The 20,712-nt window shown below is 71.4% G+C and carries 18 protein-coding genes and 1 pseudogene; 7 read left to right on the forward strand and 12 right to left on the reverse strand.

Translation table 11 applies throughout. The features are described from left to right. From AC07FN_RS21085 to AC07FN_RS21095, 3 genes and pseudogenes are all read left to right on the forward strand, one after another. Window positions 1–219, forward strand: a pseudogene (locus AC07FN_RS21085) (hypothetical protein); the annotation flags it as partial. Window positions 220–402: 183 nt separating this feature from the next. Continuing rightward, a complete protein-coding gene (locus AC07FN_RS21090; RefSeq protein ID WP_478397126.1) occupies window positions 403–1,215 on the forward strand; it encodes a helix-turn-helix transcriptional regulator in 813 nt (270 codons plus the stop codon). 71 nt (window positions 1,216–1,286) lie between these two features. Then, window positions 1,287–2,117 carry an NAD(P)H-binding protein gene (locus tag AC07FN_RS21095; protein ID WP_478397127.1) on the forward strand — a complete coding sequence of 277 codons (831 nt, stop codon included), beginning with the start codon at window positions 1,287–1,289 and terminating at the stop codon, window positions 2,115–2,117. A gap of 109 nt (window positions 2,118–2,226) precedes the next feature. Here AC07FN_RS21095 and AC07FN_RS21100 read toward each other — a convergent pair whose 3' ends face one another. Continuing rightward, complete coding sequence (locus AC07FN_RS21100; RefSeq protein ID WP_478397128.1) at window positions 2,227–2,952, reverse strand: DedA family protein; 726 nt, start codon at window positions 2,950–2,952, stop codon at window positions 2,227–2,229. Window positions 2,953–3,294: 342 nt separating this feature from the next. Here AC07FN_RS21100 and AC07FN_RS21105 point away from each other — a divergent pair, with 342 nt between their 5' ends. Next, window positions 3,295–6,471 carry a BTAD domain-containing putative transcriptional regulator gene (locus tag AC07FN_RS21105; RefSeq protein WP_478397129.1) on the forward strand — a complete coding sequence of 1,059 codons (3,177 nt, stop codon included), beginning with the start codon at window positions 3,295–3,297 and terminating at the stop codon, window positions 6,469–6,471. Window positions 6,472–6,784: 313 nt separating this feature from the next. Here the strand turns inward: AC07FN_RS21105 and AC07FN_RS21110 are convergent, their stop codons facing one another. Further along, window positions 6,785–7,603, reverse strand: a complete 819-nt coding sequence (locus AC07FN_RS21110; protein ID WP_478397130.1) for an ABC transporter permease — start codon at window positions 7,601–7,603, stop codon at window positions 6,785–6,787. Further along, complete coding sequence (locus AC07FN_RS21115; protein WP_478397131.1) at window positions 7,600–8,553, reverse strand: ATP-binding cassette domain-containing protein; 954 nt, start codon at window positions 8,551–8,553, stop codon at window positions 7,600–7,602. Before AC07FN_RS21115 ends, AC07FN_RS21110 begins: the two co-directional genes overlap by 4 nt. 83 nt (window positions 8,554–8,636) lie before the next feature. Between AC07FN_RS21115 and AC07FN_RS21120 the strand changes: the two genes are divergently transcribed. Then, window positions 8,637–9,638, forward strand: a complete 1,002-nt coding sequence (locus AC07FN_RS21120; protein ID WP_478397132.1) for an endonuclease/exonuclease/phosphatase family protein — start codon at window positions 8,637–8,639, stop codon at window positions 9,636–9,638. 86 nt (window positions 9,639–9,724) lie between these two features. On the opposite strand, the gene AC07FN_RS21125 is transcribed toward AC07FN_RS21120, so the two are convergent. The 6 genes from AC07FN_RS21125 to AC07FN_RS21150 all read right to left on the reverse strand — a co-directional run bounded on the left by AC07FN_RS21125 (window position 9,725) and on the right by AC07FN_RS21150 (window position 15,617). Beyond that, on the reverse strand, window positions 9,725–10,033 hold the full coding sequence (locus AC07FN_RS21125; RefSeq protein ID WP_093267950.1) for an antibiotic biosynthesis monooxygenase family protein: 309 nt from the start codon (window positions 10,031–10,033) through the stop codon (window positions 9,725–9,727). 68 nt (window positions 10,034–10,101) lie between these two features. Further along, window positions 10,102–11,070 (reverse strand): DUF1444 domain-containing protein, encoded by a 969-nt coding sequence (locus AC07FN_RS21130; protein WP_478397133.1) that lies wholly within the window; start codon window positions 11,068–11,070, stop codon window positions 10,102–10,104. A gap of 298 nt (window positions 11,071–11,368) precedes the next feature. Continuing rightward, window positions 11,369–13,309, reverse strand: coding sequence for a YhgE/Pip family protein (locus AC07FN_RS21135; RefSeq protein ID WP_478397134.1), 1,941 nt, complete (start codon window positions 13,307–13,309; stop codon window positions 11,369–11,371). Further along, a complete protein-coding gene (locus AC07FN_RS21140) occupies window positions 13,306–13,989 on the reverse strand; it encodes an ATP-binding cassette domain-containing protein (RefSeq protein ID WP_478397135.1) in 684 nt (227 codons plus the stop codon). The genes AC07FN_RS21135 and AC07FN_RS21140 overlap by 4 nt, the downstream gene beginning before the upstream one ends. 207 nt (window positions 13,990–14,196) lie before the next feature. Next, window positions 14,197–14,715, reverse strand: a complete 519-nt coding sequence (locus AC07FN_RS21145; protein ID WP_478388904.1) for a 2'-5' RNA ligase family protein — start codon at window positions 14,713–14,715, stop codon at window positions 14,197–14,199. Beyond that, window positions 14,715–15,617, reverse strand: a complete 903-nt coding sequence (locus AC07FN_RS21150; protein WP_478397136.1) for an HhH-GPD family protein — start codon at window positions 15,615–15,617, stop codon at window positions 14,715–14,717. The genes AC07FN_RS21145 and AC07FN_RS21150 overlap by 1 nt, the downstream gene beginning before the upstream one ends. A gap of 339 nt (window positions 15,618–15,956) precedes the next feature. On the opposite strand from AC07FN_RS21150, the gene AC07FN_RS21155 reads away from it, so the two are divergent. Next, the gene (locus tag AC07FN_RS21155) at window positions 15,957–16,550 is read left to right on the forward strand and encodes a hypothetical protein (RefSeq protein WP_478397137.1); all 594 of its coding nucleotides are present in this window, start codon (window positions 15,957–15,959) and stop codon (window positions 16,548–16,550) included. Between the two features lie 63 nt (window positions 16,551–16,613). Here AC07FN_RS21155 and disA read toward each other — a convergent pair whose 3' ends face one another. From disA to AC07FN_RS21170, 3 genes are all read right to left on the reverse strand, one after another. Continuing rightward, entirely contained in the window at window positions 16,614–17,717 is a 1,104-nt protein-coding gene (gene disA, locus AC07FN_RS21160; RefSeq protein WP_478397138.1) for a DNA integrity scanning diadenylate cyclase DisA, read from the reverse strand. After that, window positions 17,714–19,090, reverse strand: a complete 1,377-nt coding sequence (radA, locus tag AC07FN_RS21165; RefSeq protein WP_478397139.1) for a DNA repair protein RadA — start codon at window positions 19,088–19,090, stop codon at window positions 17,714–17,716. The genes disA and radA overlap by 4 nt, the downstream gene beginning before the upstream one ends. A gap of 240 nt (window positions 19,091–19,330) precedes the next feature. Then, the gene (locus AC07FN_RS21170) at window positions 19,331–19,918 is read right to left on the reverse strand and encodes a copper chaperone PCu(A)C domain-containing protein (RefSeq protein ID WP_478397140.1); all 588 of its coding nucleotides are present in this window, start codon (window positions 19,916–19,918) and stop codon (window positions 19,331–19,333) included. A gap of 298 nt (window positions 19,919–20,216) precedes the next feature. Between AC07FN_RS21170 and AC07FN_RS21175 the strand changes: the two genes are divergently transcribed. Continuing rightward, entirely contained in the window at window positions 20,217–20,705 is a 489-nt protein-coding gene (locus AC07FN_RS21175; protein ID WP_009947449.1) for a CarD family transcriptional regulator, read from the forward strand. Window positions 20,706–20,712 lie beyond the last annotated feature (7 nt).

Below are 20,712 nucleotides of genomic sequence, written 5' to 3' on the forward strand. Positions count from 1 at the left end.
GAGGACAAGCTGTCCGAGAAGATCCTGTTCGGCGAGATCCAGCCCGGTCAGATCGTGATCGTGGACGTCGAGGGCTGGGAGGGCGAAGGCGCCGATGACAAGGCGCACTTCACCTTCCGCGGCGAGCAGAAGCCGTCGCTGGTCCCGGACGCCCCGCCGGTCGCGGTCTCGGCCGCCTCCGATGAGAAGTCCGAGGGCACGGACTCCGAGTCCGCCTGACGCAAGACCCAGAAGGCCCCGCGCTCCACGCGCGGGGCCTTCTGCGTTGGGGCTCGTGAGCGTTCGAGAGCCGTTCCGCTGGCGTTGGGGCCCGTGAGTGCTTTGGGGCGCCATGGCACCCCAATACGCTCACGGGCCGCTGGCCTGCGGAGACGGTGGTCCTGGAGTTGTGGAGGAGTTCGGGTGCGGGCTGAACTGGCGGAGTTCCTCCGGGACCGGCGGTCCCGCATCGGGCCCGCGGATGTCGGGTTGGAGGCGCGCAGCGGCCGCCGGACGCCCGGGTTGCGGCGGGAGGAGGTCGCGCTGCTCGCCGGGATCTCCGTGGACTACTACATCCGCATGGAGCAGGGGCGTGGGCCGCGCCCGTCCCGGCAGGTGCTCAACGCGCTCGCCGACGCTCTGCGGCTGTCCGGCGACGAGCGGAACTACCTGTTCCGCCTGGTGGGCGAGGCCCCGTCGGTCGTGTCGTCGCGGGAGGTCCCGGCGAGCGTGCTGCGGCTGCTGGAGCGGTTCGACGACGTTCCCGCGCTGGTGCTCGACGTGAAGTACGACATCCTCGCCTGGAACCGGATGGCGGTGGGCCTGATGGGCGACTTCGGCCGCCGGTCGGAGGAGGAGCGAAACATGCTCTGGTGGATGTTCTGCCACCAGCCGTCGGTGCTGGAGACGGGGCACGGGCGGCGGTTCGCCGAGTCGTGCGTGGCGAGCGTGCGCGCCGCCGGCCGCTACCCGGGCGATCCCGGCGTTCGCGCGCTGGTCGACGAGCTGGGCGAGCGGAACCCCGCCTTCGCCGAGATGTGGGCCGCGCACGAGGTCCAGGTGCAGCGCAGCACGCCGAAGCGCGGCGTGCATCCGGTCTTCGGCGAGCTGGAGCTGGACTGCGAGGTCCTGCTGATCCCCGAGGTCGACCAGCGGCTGATGTTCTTCACCGCCCCCGAGGGCTCGCCCACCGGGAAGGCGCTGCAGGACCTCCGGAACTGGGATCGCCAGACCTAGGTTCGACCGGTCTCTCCCGCGCGCCCGCCGCTGCGGCGATCGTGGTGGCACATCGCTGGAAGGGAGATCAGATGACGATCCTGGTGACCGGAGGACGCGGCAGCGTGGCGCGCAGCGTGGTCGAGCAGCTGCTGAGCGCCGGGGAGAAGCCGCGGGTGATCAGCCGCGATCCCGCCGCCACCCGGCTGCCGGAGCAGGTCGAGGTGGTCCGCGGCGACCTCGCCGAACCGCCGGAGTCGGTGCTGGACGGGGTGTCCGCGGTGTTCCTCTACGCCGATCGCGGTGGGGTGGGCGGCTTCCTGGACGCCGCCCGGGCCGCCGGTGTCGAGCACGTCGTGCTGCTGTCGGCCAACGTCGTCACGACCCCGGGCGACCCCGACGACCCGCTGATCGGGCTGCACGCGTCGGCCGAGCGGGCGGTGCTCGACTCCGGGCTGGCCTGGACCTTCCTGCGGCCGGGCGGCTTCGCCACGAACACCCTGGCGTGGGCCGGGTCGATCCGCGCCCGAGGCATCGTGGCGGCGCCGTACCCCGACTCGCACGCCGACCTTATCCACGAAGCGGACATCGCGGCCGCGGCAGTGCGAGCGCTGACCGAGCCCGGCCACGAGGGCAGGGCCTACCCGCTGAGCGGGCCGCAGTCGATCACGCAGCGCGAGCAGGCCGAGGCGATCGGGGAAGCGATCGGCTGCCCCGTCGAGTTCGTGCCGCAGAGCCCGGACGAGTACCGCGCGGCGATGTCCGAGCACGGGATGGGGCACCTCGCCGACACCCTCCTGCGCTACCTCGCGGGCCAGGACGGCCGCCCGTTGCCGGTGGTGAACACGGTGGAGGTCCTGACCGGCCGTCCGGCCCGCCCCTTCGCCCAGTGGGCCGCCGACCACGCGTCGGACTTCCGCTGACCCCGGGGTGACGCTCCAGCGGCCACGACGCGCCGATCGTGATGCGGCGCAGTCGTCTGCCGCTGGGCTCACCCGGGGCGAGCACTCGCGAAATCGTGCCCGGCGCTGGTCAGCGGATGCGGCGGATCTCCTCGGTCGGGGCCTCGGCGGTCACCCGGGCGAGGCGGACCGTGGGGGCTTCCGAGAGCTGGCGTTCGCGGCGGTTGTTGCGGATGCGGATCGCGATGAACGCCGCGACCGTCAGGATCGCCGTGATCAGGACCGCGCGGGAGAACAGCCCCGCGTACTCCTCGACGAGGTACCAGCTCTGCCCCAGCAGGTAGCCCGCCAGCACGAAGACGGTGTTCCAGATCAGGCTGCCGAGCGTGGTGAACAGGGCGAACGTGGCCAGGCGCATGCGTTCGACGCCGGCCGGGAGCGAGATGAAGCTGCGGAACAGCGGGATCATCCGGCCGAAGAAGACCGCCTTGATGCCGTGCTTGGCGAACCACGCCTCGGTCCGGTCGATGTCGGAGATCTTCACCAGCGGGATCTTGGCGGCGATGGCGCGGGTGCGGTCGCGGCCCAGCGTCGCGCCGATGCCGTAGAGCGCCAGCGCGCCGATCAGCGAGCCGAGCGTCGTCCACAGGATCGCGCCGATCACGGACATGTTGCCCTGGCTGGCGGTGAATCCCGCCAGCGGCAGGATCACCTCGGACGGGATCGGCGGGAAGAGGTTCTCCAGGGCGACGATCATTCCCGCTCCCGGGCCGCCGAGGGCCTCCATCACGGAGATCACCCAGGCGGCGAAGCCGGTCGGTTCGGCGGAGGTGGCGGCCAAGATCGTCAGATCCATTCGAGCGGCTCCGGGTAGCGCCCCGCCCGGACGGTGTGGAGCACGTCGGCGTGCGAGCCGTGCCGGCGGAACATGATCGGTGGTATGTCCGTTTCTTCCATGATTCCAGCCCGCGGCGGCACTCCGGCCCGACGGGAGGTGATCTACCCCATAATTCGCGCCCGGGAGGTTTCCGGCTTTGCCTGAAATCGGAACGCGATGAACCAGGCAAAAAGGGCTTCGATCTTCCCCCGGTGCCGGCGGGATGCGCCCTGCCGGACGGCCGGTGATCTCCCGGGTTTCGCCGTGCGGAACGCCCGAAATGACGGGCATCGGGTCGGCCCCTTCTGCGAAGCTGGTGCGGTGCGCGTGGCGTTGCTGGGGCCCTTTCGGCTGAACGCACCCGACGGTCGGGCGATAGCGGTCGGCGGCCTCCGGGTGCGGATGCTCCTCGCGCGACTCGCGCTCGACGCCGGCCGCACCGTCTCCACCGAGCTCCTCATCGCCGACCTCTGGGGCTCCGCCCAGCCGGCCGGCGCGCTGAACGCGCTCCAGTCGCTGGTGTCTCGCGCGCGCCGCGCGCTCGCGGGCGAGCTGTCCTTGCGCTCCGACCAGTCGGGCTACGCCCTCTTGGTGGATCCCGACGACGTCGACGCCATCCGCTTCGCCGCGCTCGCGGCAGAGGGGCGCCGCCTGCTCCGCAGCGGCCGGCACGATGCTGCCGCTGCCACGCTCCGCGAGGCGCTGGAGTTGTGGCAGGGGGATGCGCTCGTCGACTTCGTCGACGCGCCGTTCGCCGAGGCGCAGGCGGCGCGGTTGGGGGAGCTGCGCATCGCCGCGGTCGAGGACCGGGCGGAGGCCGATCTCGGTGCCGGTCGGCATGCCGATCTGGTGCCCGAGCTGGAGGGGCTTTGCGCGCGTTTTCCGCTGCGCGAGCGGCTCACGGCGCTGCGCGTTCGCGCGCTCTACGCGAGCGGCAGGCAGGCCGATGCGCTTGCCGCTTATGAGGCATTGCGGCGACGCTTGGACCAGGAGCTCGGGGTGTCGCCGTCGCAAGAGCTCCGGGATCTGCAGGTCGCGCTGCTGCGCGGCGATCCCGGCCTGGCGCCGCGTCCGGCGCCGCGGCCGGAGCCGGATTCGCGCGATGAGCTGCGGTGGGAGCCGATCCGGCCGGTGCTGCCGACCCGGTTGAGCAGTTTCGTCGGCCGGGAGCGGGAGATCGAGCGGGTTCGCGCGGAGCTGGCGGATTCCCGGCTGGTCACCCTGTTCGGTCCCGGCGGCGCGGGGAAGACGCGGCTGGCGGTCGAGACCGCCGCCGGGATGTCGGATCGGCGGGTGTGGTTCGTCGAGCTCGCGCCGGTGCGGGACGGGCAGGACGTGACGGCGGCGGTGCTCGCCGCGCTCGGGGTGCGCGAGACCCGGCTGCTGGAATCGCCGATGAAGCACGCGGTGAACCGGGCGGCGGACCTGTTCTCGGCGGAGCCGGCGCTGCTGGTGCTGGACAACTGCGAGCAGGTGATCGAGGCCGCCGCCGAGTTCGTGCAGGAGGTGCTGAGCCGGGCTCCGCAGCTGCGGGTCGTGGCGACCAGCCGGGAGCCGTTGGCGCTCACCGGCGAGCGACTGCTGCCGGTCGGGCCGTTGGAGCTGCCGGAAGCCGAGGACGCGGCGCCGGAGGCCGCGGCGGTGCGGTTGTTCGTGGATCGGGCGGCCGCCGCCCGGCCCGGTTTCGCGCTCGACGACGGCAACACCCGCGACGTGGTGGAGATCTGCCGTCGGCTGGACGGCATGCCGCTGGCGATCGAGCTGGCGGCGGCCCGGCTGCGAGCCATGAGCGTCCGGCAGGTCGCCGACCGGCTCGACGACCGATTCCGGTTGCTCACCAGCGGAAATCGCACCGCCATGCCGCGGCACCGGACGCTGCGCGCGGTGGTGGAGTGGAGCTGGGACCTGCTGACCGAGCCGGAGCAGGTGCTGGCCAGGCGGATGTCGGTGTTCGCCGGGAACGCCTCGGCCGACGCGATCTCCGCGGTGTGCGCCGACACCGGGATGCCTGCCGCGGACGTGTCCTACGTGCTGGTCTCGCTGGTGGAGAAGTCCCTGGTGGAGGCGGTCGATTCGGAACTGGGCATGCGGTACCGGATGCTGGAGACGGTGCGCGCGTTCTGCGCCGAGAAGCTCGCCGCGGACGGGGAGAAGGACGCCCTGCGCAGCTCGCACGCGACGTACTTCGTCGAGTTCGCCGAATCCGCCGCGCCCCGGCTGCACGAAGCGGAGCAGATCGACTGGCTGAACCGGCTGGACGCCGACCACGACAACATCATCGCCGCGCTGCACTGGGCGACGGAGTCCGGCGACGCGGACCGGGGATTCCGGTTGAGCGCGGCGCTGAGCTGGTACTGGTCGATGTCCGCGCAGCACGACGAGCTGAAGGGCCGGCTGGAAGAGGTGGCCGCCCTGCCGGGCGCGGCGCCGCCGGAGAGCCGGGCGATCGTCGACCTGATGCTGGTGATGGCCGTCGACTCCGCCCCGGACTGGGCCGAGCGCCTGCGCGCCGCGGTGACCGCTGTCCGCGACACCGGCGCGCGCTTCCGCTACCTGTGGGCGTCGGTGATGGAACCGATCGGGTGGCTGCTGATCCGCGAACAGTCCGAATTGGACAGATGTGTCGAGCGGGCGCTGCAGCACCCGCACCCGTGGGCGCGGGCCGCCGGCCTGTTCTGCCGGGGATTCGGCGCGGAGCACAACGGGAATCCCATCGCCGGGGAGAAGGACATGCTCGCCGCGCGCACCGAATTCCGCGCCATCGGCGACCGGTGGGGCAGCGCGCAGACCACCACGAGCATCGCCGAGTTCCGGTCGCGGCGCGGCGACCACGAGGGCGCGATCGAGGCGTTCCAGGAATCCGTCGAGACGTTCCGCGAACTGCGCGCCACCGAGGACCTGGTGCCCGCGCTGGCGCGGATCGGCATGGAGCGGCTGCGCGGCGGCGACCTCGAAGGGGCGCGCGCCGACCTGCTGCGCGCCGAACGCATCGGCCGGAACAGGTTCCTCTACCACCAGATCGCGGCGCTGACCGGACTCGCCGAGGTCGCCCGGCATGCCGGCGACCGGGACCAGGCCCGCGACTACCTGGCCGCAGCGCGCGCGGCGCTGGCGGAGGCGTCGACGGCGCCGGAGCCGCTGCGGCAGATGGAACTGCTCGTCGAAGCGCGGCTGCGCCTCGACGAAGGCGAGCTCGACGAGGCGCGGGCGTCGCTCGCCGAAGCTTTGACCGCGGGACTGGAACTCCGCGACATGCCGCTGAACGCGACCATCGCGGAGCAGGCGGCACGCGTGGAGTTCGCCGTCGGCCGGCCGCAGCGGGCGGCACGCCTGATCGGCATCGCCACCGTGCTGCGCGGCCTGGTCGACGAAGGAGACCCCGAAGTGCGAGCGCTGCTGCGCGAGCTGGCCGAGGAGCACCGCGAAGAGCGCGACGGCGCAGCCGCGCTCTCGCGGGACGACGCCTTCGCGGAGCTCCGCGACGCGTTGGGGTGTTGAGGGGCGTCAGCCCCGAATCGGGCGGAGGCCCTGCCGGACCTGCGGTCGGTCCCTCCCGCCCCCGACGCGGGAGGGCACGACCGCAGGTGGTCGTGAGGATTATTCCGCTTCGGCCGGGGACACCTCCCGGCGACCACCGATAACGCCGTCGTCACCGCTGGTCAGGCACCATTCGCGCGTTGCGGGGCAGGGCGTTCGAGGTCCGGTTTCCGCTGGTCACTCCGGTCGTGAGTGGTTTGGACTGCTATGGCAGTCCAAACCACTCACGAGCACCTGCCTGCGGAAACGCCGCTCCGGAGTGCGGCGCCGACGGTCACATCCGGCGGCGGTACGCCCACATCGCCAGCGGGAAGAACACCGCCACGATCGCGACCATCCAGATCAGCGTCGCCGTCAACGGCCCGGCGACCGGCCCGCCGATCATCAGGCCGCGCGCGGTGTCCGCGAGCTTGGTGACCGGGTTGATGGTCACCCACGCCTGCAGCCAGCCCGGCATCGTCTCGGTCGGCACGAACACGTTGCTGCCCATGGTCAGCGGGAACATGAACGCCATGGCCACGCCGGGCAGCGCCTGCTGGTTCTTGATCAGCATCCCGAGGAACACCGTGATCCAGCACATCGCCAGCGCGAAGGCGATCACCACCACGATCGCGGCCAGCGCGGACAGCGGATCGGTCTGGATCCGGAAGCCCATGATGGTGGCGAAGACCAGCAGCACGGCCAGCGCCACCAGGTAGCGCACGATGTCGCCCAGCACCGCGCCGATCAGCGGCGCCGACCGCGCCACCGGCAGGCTGCGGAACCGGTCGAACACGCCCTTGGAGATGTCGGTGTTGAGCGCCCAGCCGGTGCCGAGGCTGGCGAAGACCATGTTCATCGCCATCACGCCGGGCAGCGTGAGCTGCAGGTAGGAGCCGGTGTCCCCGACGATCGCCCCGCCGAAGAGGTAGACGAACATGACCAGGAACAGGATCGGCTGGATGGTGACGTCGATCAGGCCCTCGGGCGACTTGCGGATCTTGAGGATGCTGCGCCCGGCCAGCGTCAGGCCGTGCCGCAGCGCGCGGATCGGGCCGATGCGCTCCGAGGCGGTCGTCGGCGCGGCCGGCGGGCGTTCGATCGTGGCGGTCATGCGGCGGTCTCCTCCTCGGCGGCCTTGCCGGTGATGGCCAGGAACACCTCGTCCAGGCTGGGCAGGCGCAGCGCGAGCTCGTCGGCGGTGATCCCGGCGTCGTCGAGCCGGCGGACCAGGGTGGACAGCAGCACCGGGTCGTCGACCGGCGTGGTCAGCAGCCCGCTGTCGTCGTTCGTGGCCGGTTCGACGCCGGTCAATTCGGCGAGGATCCGGCGCACCGCGGGCACGTTCGCCAGATCGGTCGGCCGCACCTGCAGGGTCTGGCCACCGACGCGGCGCTTGAGCTCGTCGGCGCGGCCGTCGGCGACCACCCGGCCGTGGTCGATCACGTTGATCCGGTCGGCCAGCTGATCGGCCTCCTCCAGGTACTGGGTGGTCAGCAGCACCGTCACGCCCTCGGCGGAGAGCGTGCGCACCATGTCCCACACCTGGTTGCGGCTGCGCGGGTCGAGCCCGGTGGTGGGCTCGTCGAGGTAGAGGATCTCGGGGCGGCCGACCAGGCTCGCCGCGAGGTCCAGGCGGCGCCGCATGCCGCCGGAGTAGGTCTTGATCGCGCGGCCGCCGGCGTCGGTGAGGCCGAACCGCTCCAGCAGTTCGGCCGCCCGCGCCTTGGCGTCGCGCTTCGGCATTTCCAGCAACCGGCCGATGAGCACCAGGTTCTCGATGCCGGTGAGCTCCTCGTCGACCGAGGCGTACTGGCCGGTGAGCCCGATGCGGCTGCGCACCGCGACCGGCTGGCGGAGCACGTCGTAGCCCGCGACGGTCGCAGTGCCCGCATCCGGCCGCAGCAATGTGGCCAGGATCCGGACCGCGGTGGTCTTGCCCGCACCGTTGGGACCGAGCACGCCGAGGATCGTTCCCGCCGGCACGGCTAGATCCACCCCGGCCAGCGCGGTGGTGGAGCCGAATCGTTTGACCAGGCCCTCGGCCTGGATCGCGAATGACATGCTTTCACTTTCCGGGGGGACGCTGACAGCCCGCGCACAGCTCGCTGACAGGCTGGGTGACGCGGACGACATGGGGAGCCAGGATGGATCGGACGTTGGTCGTCGAGCCGGAGCGGGACGACCCGCCGCGGCGCAAGCCCGGTGGCCGCGTGGTCACGGTGCTGCTGGTGCTGGCCGCGATCGGCCTGCTGGCCTGGGCGACGCTGCCGCTGTCGGGCTGGGACAGCGGCCGGTACCTGGTGGCGCTGGCGGCGTTGACCCAGTACGCGGCGCTGTCCGGCATCGTGCTGGCGCTGCTCGCCGTGATCCTGCGGCGCTGGTTGACCGTGCTCGTCGTCGGCCTGGCGACCGCGATCCTGGTGCTCTCCGTCGCGCCGCGCGCCATTCCCGACGCGACTCCGGCGCAGGGCGTTGCGCTGCGGGTGATGTCGCTGAACGGCTTCTTCGGCGGGGCGGATGCCGCGCAGGTCGTGGACATCGTGCGGCAGAACCAGGTCGACGTGCTGAGCCTGCAGGAACTCACGCCCGAGCTGGTGGCCGCGCTGGACGGCGCCGGGCTCGCCGAGACGCTGCCGCACCGGGTGTTCCAGCCGGGGCCCAAGGCGGACGGCTCCGGGATCGCGTCGCGCTACCCGCTGCAGGAACTGTCGCTGGTGCCGGATTCGACGCTGGCCCAGCCATCGGCGCGGGTGCAGCGGCCGGGCTCACCGGCTTTCGAGATCGTCGCGGTGCACCCGCTGTACCCGATGGGCCGGGGCACGGCCGAGGTCTGGGACCGCGAGCTGCGCGAGCTGCCGGCGCCGGCCACCGACGGCACGCCCCGGATGCTGGTCGGCGACTTCAACGCCACCCTCGACCACACCCGGCTCAAGTACTTGATCGGCCAGGGCTACACCGACGTCGCCGCGGCCACCGGCGACGGCCTGCACCCGACCTGGCCGGGCCCGGGCGCCTGGTTCCCGCCGCCGGTCACGATCGACCACGTGCTCACCGGCGGCGGCATCGCGCCCCAGTCGTTCCGCACCATCGACGTGGCCGGCGCCGACCACCGCGCGATCCTCGCCACGGTCGTCCTGACCGGCTGATCGTCAGTGCCCGTGAGTGTTCTGGGGTGTTGTAGCGCCCCAGAACACTCACGGGTCCTGAGCAGCCGGAACGGCTGCCCGGCCGGTCACTTGCCGGGGTGGGACTCCTGGACGAGCTCGAACTCCAGCAGGCTGGACCCGCTGGCCACCGGGTTCTTGGCCTCGCCCGCGTGCGCCTCCTTCGCCGGGCCGCTGGCCCACGCCTGGAACGCCTCCTCGGACTCCCACTTCGTGTACACGAAGTAGCGGTTCTCGCCCTTCACCGGGCGCAGCAGCTCGAACCCGAGGAACCCGGGAGCGCTGTCCACCGAGCCGTGCCGCGAAGCGAACCGCTTCTCCAGCTCCGGGCCGGCACCTTCAGGGATCTCGATCGCATTGATCTTCACAACAGCCATGCAGCCAGCCTACGAGCCCGCTGCGACCACCGGCGACCGCACGGCCCGAGGCATCCGCCGGCCCGCCCCTACCCGACCGGTTCTGCCTCGCCGTCGTGCTCGTCGTCGTCCGACTCGGGCTCCTCGAACCTGCTGAACTCGCCGTTCTGGTACCAGTAGGTGCCGTCGCCGATGTCGTAGCCGATTTCGGCCGCATCGACGTGGTCGCGCGCCACCGCCGAGACTGCGGTGACGACCAGGTCCAGCATGTCGGGCTCGGGCACCTCCGCCACGAGCACGGCGTCCTGCGCGGGAACGGCCAGCACCACTCCGCGCTCCGCCAACTCCGGCTCGATCTCGTCGAGCAGCAGCGCCCACGGGGCGTTCTCGGCGGTCAGCACCGTGATCGTCGCGACCGGCTCGTCGTCCTCATCGGACAGCTCGACGGACATCTCACCCCACGCCGGGGCCTCCTCCTCCCGGCGCAGGTTCGCGAGAGCCGCCTCGACCAGCTGCTCGGGCTCCACGCCCCAGGCGTGCACCGCCGCGTTGTGCACCTGGGTGTCGATCTCGGGCTCGTCCTCGTCCGACGATGGCGCGTCCGCTACGACCAGCCCGATCCAGAGCCCGTCGGCCAGCGGCAGCCGGAACCACTCCTCGGACTCGTCGGGCTCCTCCGGCTCATCTGTTCCGGAGCGCGGGCTTCCGTCGAACAGGTGGATCCGCAGGAGATCCCGCACTTGCTCGAAGGATGCCTGCTCCAGCCATTCCGACTGGGCCTCCGCCATGCTCCACGCGTCGATCTGGCCGAAGCAGATGCCCTCCCAGTCCTCCCGCGGTGCTTCCGCGCACCGCTTGGCGAGCCGTTCGAGCCGGAACTCGTAGCCGTCGGAGTAGGCCCCCGAGACCAACTCGACGAAGCCCGATTCGAGGTACTGCCCTCCGGCGCCGAAGCAGTCGCAAGCGTCGTCGACCTCTTGGCGGAACGCCTCGAACTGCTCGGCGTCGAAGAAGCCGCACCACTCCGGGATTTCCACCGCAGCAAAAGTTTGTGCCATGTGGCCGAACGCTAGCGAAGCCCGATGACAATTCGACCCGGTACCGCGAGATCGGCTCTGCAGCGGCTGTTCGGGATGTCGTGGTGTGAGGTGTGGTAACGCGGGGTTGTGTCTTTGAAGCGGCGAAGCCGCTTGGCCCACCCTCGCAACCGGCACCGCCGCGGGTTCTCAGGTGTCTTCTCGCGAGGACAGTCCCGATGTGGTGAATTGGCATTCATGAGTCGGGGATCCCACAGCGAGAAGGCGCCTGAGGTTCCGCTACCGGCCCCGCCACGCAGAACGAGTTTGGAAACAGGTACTACAGCTCGATCTGCGGGTGCAGGCGGCCGATGTTCCAGACCCGTTGGCGCTGGACGACCAGCGTTGTCAGGGCCAGGAAGACGACCAGGAAGCTCGTCAGCACCGCCACGTCGCGGAGCAGGTGCTCGGTGACGCCGCCCGAGATCGTCACGCGCAGCCCGTCCACCAGGTAGGTCATCGGCAGGAACGGGTGCACGGCCTGGAACGGCGCCGGGGCGGTCTCCATCGGGTACAGCCCGCCGGACGCGGTGAGCTGGATGATCAGCAGCACCAGCGACAGCAGGTCGCCGACCGCGCCGAGCGCGGTGCGCAGGAAGTGGTCGATGGCCACGAACGCGACCGCGGCGAGGGAGACCAGCCCGATCGTCCACCAGACGTGCACCGGGTCGAGCCCCAGCCCGAAGTCGACCACCGCGTACAGCACCAGCCCGCCGACGATGCCCAGCACCGCCGCGGGCAGGAAACCGGCGAACGCGATGGTGAACGCCCCGACGCGATCCGCGAGCGCGCGCAGGTTCACCGGCTTGAGCAGCAGGTACGCGAACAGCCCGAAGACCCAGAGGGCGATCGCGAAGAAGAACGGCGCCAGCCCGCGCCCGTAGACGTGCGCCGGGTTCAGGTTGTCGGTGTGGATCTCGGTCGGCGATCCGAGGACGTCGGCGGCCTGCGCGACCTCGGTGGGGTTCGTCGGCGGGATCTTGCCCAGCGTGTCGTCGACCAGGCCCTGCAGGTTCTTCGCGCCGTCGTTGAGCTGCCCGGCGCCGGTCTCCAGCACCCCGCTGCTCGCCGCCAGCGTGTCCAGGCCGTTGGTGATGCCGTTGGCGCCGCCGGAGAGTTCCGCGACACCCGCGCGCAGCGTGTCCGCCGGTGCGGTGAACGCGCGGATCTGGTTCTGCAGCGGGCCCATGTTGTTCTGCAGCGTCAGCGCCTGCGAGTTGGCGTCCTGCGCCGTGGCCAGGGCCTGCTGGGCGTCCTTGTCCGCGGTGCTCGCGGAATCGGCCAGCTTCTGGGCGTTGTCCAGGGCGCGCTGGTAGGCGGCGTCCTGGGCGATCTCGGGGTGCCGCTTGCCGAGTTCCTCGATCGCCGAGCGGCCCTCGGCGGCGCGCTGGCCGAGGAACCCGGTGGTGGTCTTGATCGTGCTCAGGCTGTTGACCGCGATGTTGCTCGCGTTGACCAGGGCGTTGACCGCGCCGGGCAGCCGCTCGGCGGTGAAGTTGCTGACCCCGGACAGCTGCTTGCTCAGCTGCGCGGTGGCGTCCGAGATGTCCTGCACGCCGCGCGAGACCTGGCCGGTGCCGTCGCGAACTCCGCCCAGGCCCTTGGAAAGCGCCGCGGTGCCCTGCTTGCTCAGGTCGGTGCCCTCGACGAGCTGCTTCGACGCTTCCGAAGCCAGCTGCAGCTTCTCCCGCGCCTGGTCGAGTTCGCCGTAGAGCGCGCGGGCGTAGGTGGCGTGCGCGGCGGCGTTGATCTGGTTCTGCAGCTCGGTCTGCACCGTGTCGGCCATGATCCCGGCGATGTAGCCGTTGGCGTCGTTCTTGACGATCTGCAGCGCGGCGCGCTCCGGGTTGCGGTCGGCCGCGGTCGCGAGCTTCGCGCTGAAGTCCGAGGGGACCTCGATCGTGAAGTAGTACCGGCCTTCCACGAGGCCGTGCCGGGCCTCGGCGGAATCCACGAAGTTCCAGTCGAAGGTGTCGGTCGCCTTGAGCTGCTGGACGAACTGCGCACCGGCGTTGATGTGCTCGCCGCGCGCGTCGACCGCCAGGTCGGAGTTGACCACCGCGACCGGCACCCGGTTCAACTGGCCGTAGGGATCCCAGTTCGACCACAGGTACAGCGACCCGTACAGCAGCGGGACCAGGATCAGCACGAGCGGCACGAAGCGGCGCAGCGGCCCGCGGAAGCGCCGCAGCTCCAGCCAGGCCAGCTTGAACGCTTTCACCGGGCGACCTCTTCTTCCTGCCGGTCGAGCACCTTCGTGGGCCGTTCCGGCTCGCGGACGGGCAGCGGGATCACCTCGACGTCGCCGGACGGCGGATCGGTCGCGCTGGCCAGCACCGTCATCCCGGTGCGGGTCACCTCGCGCAACCCGGCCCACACCTGCGCGCGGGCCGCCCGGGGGAGGCCCGCGTCGACGTCGTCGACGAGGATCCCGGCGGGGGAGCCGGCGATCGTCAGCGCCACCGCGAACAGCAGCCGCTCGGCGGGGTGCAGTTCGTCGATCAGCGCGGTGCGGTCCGGGGCGATCCGGACCCGGTCGAGCGCGGCTTCGACGGCGCGCTCGGAGACGCCGCTGATCAGGCGGCGTTCCGCGATCGCCTCGCGGACCCGGTGTTTGTTCTCCAGCTCGTAGCCGGGGCGCAGCCGCGCGGGGCGGATCAGCTGCCGCACTGCCTTGGCCTGCGCGGGCAGCACGTGCCCGGAGACGTCCAGGTGCCCGGTGACGAGCGGGAGCCTGCCGGACAGCGCGAGCAGCAGCGAGGTGCGGCCCGTGCCGGAAGGCCCGGCGATCACGGCCAGCGCGCCCGGTTCGACGCGCAGGTCGAGGTTGGCGAACACGATGCCCTCCGGGCCCCTGGCGGCGATTCCGCGGGCGAGGATGGCCACGCCGTCGACGTCCATTCACCCTCCTGCGTGCGCGATTTGCTGCTCCAAAGTGGCGGCTCGCGCGGAGGTCGGCAACTCGTGATCGACGCTAGTCCACTGTGGATCGGATGTCGCGGACCCGGGCGTGTCGAGCGCGTTCGGGCCGCGCGGCGGAAACCGGGCCGGAAACGGCAGTTTCAATTGAAACTGCCGCGGGTGACGATGCCGCTCACGATCGGAGGGTCAGCGGGTGGTGACGGTCTCGGCCTCGCCGGTCTTGGTGTCGACGATGGCGATCTCGCCGATCCCGGCGCGCACCGGCTCCGGCGGTTGCAGCGTCCGGAAACCCGCCGCCAGCTGGTCGTCGGTGATGCCCTGGGCGAGCGTGCAGTGCGGGATCCACGCGCCAGGGAAGTAGTAGGCGGAGGGGTGCTGCACCCGTCCGGCCAGCGCGTCGTGCACCGCCGAGTGCACTGCCAGCAGCTCGGTGTCCACGACCGCGCCCAGCAGCAGCACCCGCTCCTCGCCGGGGAACGTTCCCAGGGTGTGCAGCCAGAGGTCCGGAATGGACAGCAGCTCCAGCTCGGAGCGCAGCGCCTTGCGCGCCGCGGTCGGCATGGCGCGGGCCGCGGCGAAGATGACGTGCGGGCGGTGCTTGCGCGCGGCGACGCTCGGCACCCCGGCCGCGTCCAAGCGCCGCCACAGCGCCCGGACCGCGGAATCCGCGGCGTCGTCGAAGAACGCCACCACCGCCTGCGCCATCAGTGCTCGCCGGGCAGTGCGAAGCGGCCGTCGTCGGTCTGCTCGATCAGCCCGTCCACCAGCAGGGAATCCAGGCAGCGGTCGCGCTGCCCGGCGTCCGACCAGACCGCGTCCAGCTGCTCGCGCAGCACCGGGCCGGTCGAGCCGCGCAGGACGTCCAGCAGCTTGCCGCGCACCTGGCGATCGGTGCCGGCGAACTTCTGCACCTTCTTCGGCGGTCCGGCGTAGGCCGGGCGGCCGGCGTGCTGCCAGGCGCAGTCGTGCGCGATCGGGCAGGACTCGCACAGCGGCGACCGCACAGTGCACACCATCTGGCCGAGCTCCATCAGCGCCGCCGAGAGCTTCGCGGCGCTCGCGTCGTCGGCCGGGAGCAGGGCGTCGACGTCGTTGAGGTCGCGCTTGGTCGACGGCGGACCGGCGTCGCCCGCGCCGTGCACGGCGCGCGCCACCACCCGGCGGACGTTCGTGTCGACCACCGGAGCCCGCTTGCCGTAGGCGAAGGCCGCCACCGCTCGGGCCGTGTAGGCGCCGATGCCCGGCAGGGCCAGCAGCGTGTCGACATCGGACGGCACGACGTCGCCGTGCTCGGCGGCGATCGTCGCGGCGGCCTCGTGCAGCCGCAGGGCCCGGCGCGGGTAGCCGAGCTTCCCCCAGGCGCGCACCACCTCGCCCTGCGGCTCGGCGGCCAGGTCGGAGGGGCGCGGCCAGCGGCGCATCCACTCCTCCCAGATCGGCTGGACCCGGTTGACCGGGGTCTGCTGCAGCATCGTCTCGCTGACCAGCACGCCCCAGCCCGTGGTGCCGGGCGCGCGCCACGGCAGCGGCCGGGCGGTGGCGGCGAACCAGTCGATGAGCTCGACCGGATCCAGGGGCGGGGCGGGATGCGCGGCGGTGGTCTTCATGGCACCACCGATCCTGCCAGGCCCCCGGTGCGCAGGAGAACACGCCCGAAAGGAATCCCGGCCGTCGCGCGAACCTCCACCTAAATAGATCCAGAACAGCCTTACCCACCTGCGAATATGACCTCGTGTCCCGGCGTGATGCGCAATTGCCCGAGAAATCGACCGGTCGCCCGGATGAACGTCGATTTCGCGAGGAATCGCGCCGCTCCACGCGGCGGCCGGGAGCGCGTTCGGCGGGCGCACGTTCCCGGTCGCCGGGGCCTGATCGGCCGTGATACGCCCGATTGGGTGATCGTTGGTAACGCTCTTCGGAGTAGTCGCCGGGTTACTGTCGTTGCCGTGCTTGATCCGACCGGACCGCTCCCGCCCACGGTGTACTGGCGTCGCCGCGCGGTGGCGATCGGTGCGGTCGTGCTGGTGGTGGCGCTCCTCGGCTGGGGCGCGATCGCCCTGTTGGGCGGGGCCTCGGGGCCGCAAGCCGTCCCGGCGCCGCCGCCGGGGCCGCCGGTCGCGGTGGCGGCCGACGCGCCGCCGCAGCCGTGCGCGGACGAGTCGATGCGCGTCGTGGCCGAGGTGGCCCGCCCGGAGTTCAAGGTGGGCGAGCGGGTCGGCATGAGCGTCGTGGTGACCAACGCGAGCGACCGTGCCTGCGTGCGCGACATCAACCGCCTGCTGCGCGACCTGACGGTGTCGACCCCGGGCGGGAAGCACGTGTGGTCGAGCAACGACTGCTACTCGGAGTCGACGAACGAGCAGCCGCTGCTGCAGCCGGGCCAGTCGGTGCGCAACGACATCCAGTGGTCGGGCCAGACGTCCACATCGGACTGCGAAGACGGCCAGGCGAAGGCCCAGGCGGGCGACTACCAGGTGGTGGCCAGGCTGGCGGCGCTCAACAGCTCCCCGACCCCGTTCCGCCTGACCGCGGCCAACTGACCCGGTCCTCGAAATCCCCTGATTTCAGGCAAATTGGGAGCCCTCGTGGCGGGCCGGAGATCGTCAGGCGAAGCGGTCCACTATGGAGGATTCCGCCAGGCGGGAGAGGCCCTCCCGGATCGCGCTCGCCCTCGCCTCGCCGATCGAATCCACCTCGCGCAGCTCGGCCACCGTCGCCGCGAGCAGCCGCTGCAGCGAGCCGAAGTGCTCCACCAGCTGCCGCCGCACCGCCATCGGCAGGCGCGGCACCCTCGCGAGCAGTCGGTAGCCGCGCGGGCTCAGGTGCTCCTCCAACGCCTCCGGATTGTCCGAGTAGCCGAAGGCGCCGGCGATCGCCGTCAGGTCCAGCAGCTCCGTGCCGTCGAGCTCGTGCAGCGCCGCCTCGACCTGCTCCGAGGTCGGCATCGCGCCGCTGGTCGGCAGGTACTCCTGCACGATCAGCTCGCGGTCCAGGTCGATGCCGTCCCGGGCGCGGCCGCCGCGCGCCTCCCGCGAGGAACCGACCAGCTCGTCCAGCTGCAGCTCGATCAGCCGGCCGTCCTTGCCGAGCTCGACGACATCGCCCTCGATCTCGTCGGCGATCCGCCGCACCATCTCCATCCGCTGCACGACGGTCATCGCGTCGCGCAACGTCACGTAGTCCTCGATCTCCAGCGCCGACAGCGCCTGCGCGACCTCGGCCAGCCGGGCGGTGTAGCGCTCCAGGGTCGCCAGCGCCTGGTTGGCGCGGGAGAGGATCTCCGGCGAGCCGATCAGCACGTGCCGGTGGCCCTGCGTGTAGACGCTGATGATGCTCATCGACTGGCTCACCGACACCACCGGGTAGCCGGTCTGGATCGCGGTGCGCTCCGCCGTGCGGTGCCGGGTGCCGGACTCCTCGGTGGGCGTGCTCGCGTCGGGCACCAGGTGCACGTTCGCCCGCATGATCCGCGTCGCGTCCGTGGACAGCACCACCGCGCCGTCCATCTTGGACAGCTCGCGCAGCCGGGTCGCGCTGAACTCGATGTCCAGGTGGAAACCGCCGTCGCAGAGCGCCTCCACCGCCGGGTCGTAGCCGAGCACGATCAGGCCGCCGGTGCGGCCGCGCAGGATGCGCTCCAGCCCGTCCCGCAGCGCGGTTCCGGGAGCCAGCCGGGCGAGCGTGCCGCGCAGCTGCTCGTGGCTCATTTGACACCCACGATCTTGAGCGCCTCGCTGACGTTCGACACCACCGTGGCGCGCACGCCCTTCGGCAGCGGGCCCGCATCCGGCGGCACCAGCGCCCGGTCGAACCCGAGTCTGGCCGCTTCGGCCAGCCGCCGCCCGACGCTGCTGACCCGCCGGATCTCCCCGGCGAGCCCCACCTCGCCGACCGCGATCAGGTTCGGCGGCAGCGGCTTGCCCTTCTGCGACGAGGCGATGGCCAGCGCGATCGCGAGGTCCGCGGCGGGTTCGTGCACCTTCGTGCCGCCGACCGTCGCCGCGAACACGTCGTACTCGCCGGTGGGCACCTTGCCGTGCTTGCCCAGCACCGCGAGCATCATCGACACCCGGGCCGAGTCCAGGCCGCTGACCGACCGCCGCGGCATGGCCATCTGGGTCTTCATCACCAGCGACTGGACCTCCACCAGCAGCGGGCGCTTGCCCTCGACCATCACGGTCACCGCGGTGCCGTCGACCTGGGTCTCGTTGCGGTTGATGAACAGCCCGGACGGGTCCGGGACCTCGGCGATGCCGTCGTCGCGCTGCTCGAAGCAGCCGACCTCGTCGGCGGGCCCGAACCGGTTCTTCACGCCGCGCAGCATCCGCAGCGCCGAGTGCCGGTCGCCCTCGAAGTGCAGCACCACGTCGACCAGGTGCTCCAGCACGCGCGGACCGGCCACCGCGCCGTCCTTCGTGACGTGTCCCACCAACACCACCGGCAGCCCACGTTCCTTGGCCAGCGACACCAGCGCCGTGGTCACCGCGCGGACCTGCGTGACGCCGCCGGGGCTGCCGTCGGCCTCGGGCGACTGCACGGTCTGCACCGAGTCGACGATCAGCAGGCCCGGCCGCACCGCGTCGACATGTCCGAGCACGGCGGACAGGTTGCTCTCGGCGCCGAGGTACAGCTCCGGGTGCACCGAATCGGTGCGCTCCGCACGAAGCCGCACCTGACCTGCGGATTCCTCACCCGTGACGTAGAGCGACGGGCCGGGCGAGGCGCCCGCGGCCCAGCGGTGCGCGACCTCCAGCAGAAGTGTGGACTTTCCCACTCCGGGCTCGCCGGCCAGCAGCACGACCGCGCCGGGCACGATCCCGCCGCCCAGCACCCGGTCCAGCTCCGCGATGCCGGTGGACACCGCGCGGGCGGAATCGAGGTCGACCTCGGCGATCGGCCGGGCTGGGGTGGACGGGGCGCCCGCCGCCACCTTCGTCAGCACGGGTCGGGCGGCGGCGGTCTCGTCGATGGTGCCCCACGCCTGGCAGTTCGGGCAGCGGCCGACCCACTTGGCGACCTCGTGGCCGCAGTCGGCGCAGCGGTATCCGGGACGGGCGGTGCGGGTGTTCTTCGGGGGCACGCGGCGAGGCTATCCGCCCGCGACGACAGGCCCGGTCACCGGCATCGCGCGCCGGTCCCGAGGTCGTGCCGGATTCCCCGCGATCGAGTGGATCAGGCGGCCCACAGCCCGGCCCGCCATCCGTGGTGCCGCAATTTCAATGGAAATCGGACCTTCGATTTCAATGGAAATTGCGGCACCACGAGACGCGAGAACGGGCCGCCCGCGCGTGCGGACGGCCCGTTCCGGCGAAACCTGCGGTCAGTGACCGCCGCCCTGCTCGGCGCCCGACGCCGGGCTGCCGTGCTCGGGGCGCGGCGAGTGGTCGGCACCCACCGGCACCTGCACGGTGACCGAGCCGGCCTTCTCGAAGACGAAGGTCACCGGGACGGTCACGCCCGGCGTGATGTCCTGCTTGAACCCGTTCAGCGTGATCTGCACCACGCGATCCGCGGCCGTCTCGCCCTGCTGGACCTGCGCGGACTTGCCGGTGGCGTGCAGCGCGGTCCGGCTCGGCAGGTCGGTGATCCCACCGAGGGTCGCCGACGCGGCGTACGGGCTGGTGACCTGGACCAGCTTGTCGTTCGGCCCCTCGTTGGCGATCACCAGCTGCAGCGGCGCGGACGAACCGGCCGGGTAGCGCGCGTCGGTGGTCGGGAAGGCGAAGGAGGCGTCGCGGATCGAGATCTGCTTGAGGTCACCACTGCCGCCGTTGACGGCGGCGACCTGGGTGTCGGTCTCGGTCACCTGACCGGCACTGCACCCGGCGAGGGCGACGACGGCGCCGAGCCCGATGACGGCCGGGATCAACCGCAGGCGAACGGCCTTGAGGTGCTGAGGGCGGCTCACGGATGCAGCGTCCTTCCTGATTGCCGGACAACCGCTGGAAGCTTAATCCCCACCCCGCGCGGCCGTTCCAGGGGCTAGCCGAACTACCTATTTCCGGGTCCCCGAAGGCCTGGATGGCACTCCGGCCAGACTATCCATAGTGGACGATTTCAGTGGGCCGAAAGGTGCCTCCTTGCACGTTCGGGGCATCCTTGTCAACCCCTGTCCGCCGCCTGACCTGCGAATACGGATGGCGAGGTGGTCGAGGTCCGGTTGCCCGACGTGCTAAACTGGGCATAGCGAAAGGGGCAGAGGACACATGGTTTTCAAGGTCGGAGAGACCGTCGTCTACCCGCATCACGGTGCCGCGCTCATCGAAGCAATCGAGACTCGTGTGATCAAGGGCGAGGAAAAGCAGTACCTCGTCCTCAAGGTCGCGCAGGGCGACCTGACCGTGCGCGTTCCCGCGGACAACGCCGAGATCGTCGGCGTCCGGGACGTTGTCGGCCAGGAGGGGCTCGATCGGGTCTTCGACGTGCTGCGGGCCCCGCACACCGAAGAGCCCACCAACTGGTCTCGACGGTACAAGGCCAACTTGGAGAAGCTCGCCTCCGGCGATGTGAACAAGGTGGCCGAAGTGGTGCGCGACCTCTGGCGACGCGAGAAGGATCGTGGCCTGTCCGCAGGCGAGAAGCGAATGCTCGCGAAGGCGCGGCAGATCCTGGTCAGCGAGTTGGCATTGGCCGAAGGTACTGACGAAGGCAAGGCGGAAACCCTGCTGGACGAAGTCCTCGCCACCGCAGTGTGATCATCGG

The organism is Saccharopolyspora sp. NPDC045941, assembly GCF_056431445.1.

Excerpts from the sequence above, each read along its gene's own strand:
- AC07FN_RS21095 (WP_478397127.1), top strand. The coding sequence starts at position 1,287 with ATGACGATCCTGGTGACCGGAGGACGCGGCAGCGTGGCGCGCAGCGTG.
- AC07FN_RS21100 (WP_478397128.1), bottom strand. The coding sequence starts at position 2,952 with ATGGATCTGACGATCTTGGCCGCCACCTCCGCCGAACCGACCGGCTTC.
- AC07FN_RS21110 (WP_478397130.1), bottom strand. The coding sequence starts at position 7,603 with ATGACCGCCACGATCGAACGCCCGCCGGCCGCGCCGACGACCGCCTCG.
- AC07FN_RS21115 (WP_478397131.1), bottom strand. The coding sequence starts at position 8,553 with ATGTCATTCGCGATCCAGGCCGAGGGCCTGGTCAAACGATTCGGCTCC.
- AC07FN_RS21120 (WP_478397132.1), top strand. The coding sequence starts at position 8,637 with ATGGATCGGACGTTGGTCGTCGAGCCGGAGCGGGACGACCCGCCGCGG.
- AC07FN_RS21125 (WP_093267950.1), bottom strand. The coding sequence starts at position 10,033 with ATGGCTGTTGTGAAGATCAATGCGATCGAGATCCCTGAAGGTGCCGGC.
- AC07FN_RS21130 (WP_478397133.1), bottom strand. The coding sequence starts at position 11,070 with ATGGCACAAACTTTTGCTGCGGTGGAAATCCCGGAGTGGTGCGGCTTC.
- AC07FN_RS21140 (WP_478397135.1), bottom strand. The coding sequence starts at position 13,989 with ATGGACGTCGACGGCGTGGCCATCCTCGCCCGCGGAATCGCCGCCAGG.
- AC07FN_RS21145 (WP_478388904.1), bottom strand. The coding sequence starts at position 14,715 with ATGGCGCAGGCGGTGGTGGCGTTCTTCGACGACGCCGCGGATTCCGCG.
- AC07FN_RS21150 (WP_478397136.1), bottom strand. The coding sequence starts at position 15,617 with ATGAAGACCACCGCCGCGCATCCCGCCCCGCCCCTGGATCCGGTCGAG.
- disA (WP_478397138.1), bottom strand. The coding sequence starts at position 17,717 with ATGAGCCACGAGCAGCTGCGCGGCACGCTCGCCCGGCTGGCTCCCGGA.
- AC07FN_RS21175 (WP_009947449.1), top strand. The coding sequence starts at position 20,217 with ATGGTTTTCAAGGTCGGAGAGACCGTCGTCTACCCGCATCACGGTGCC.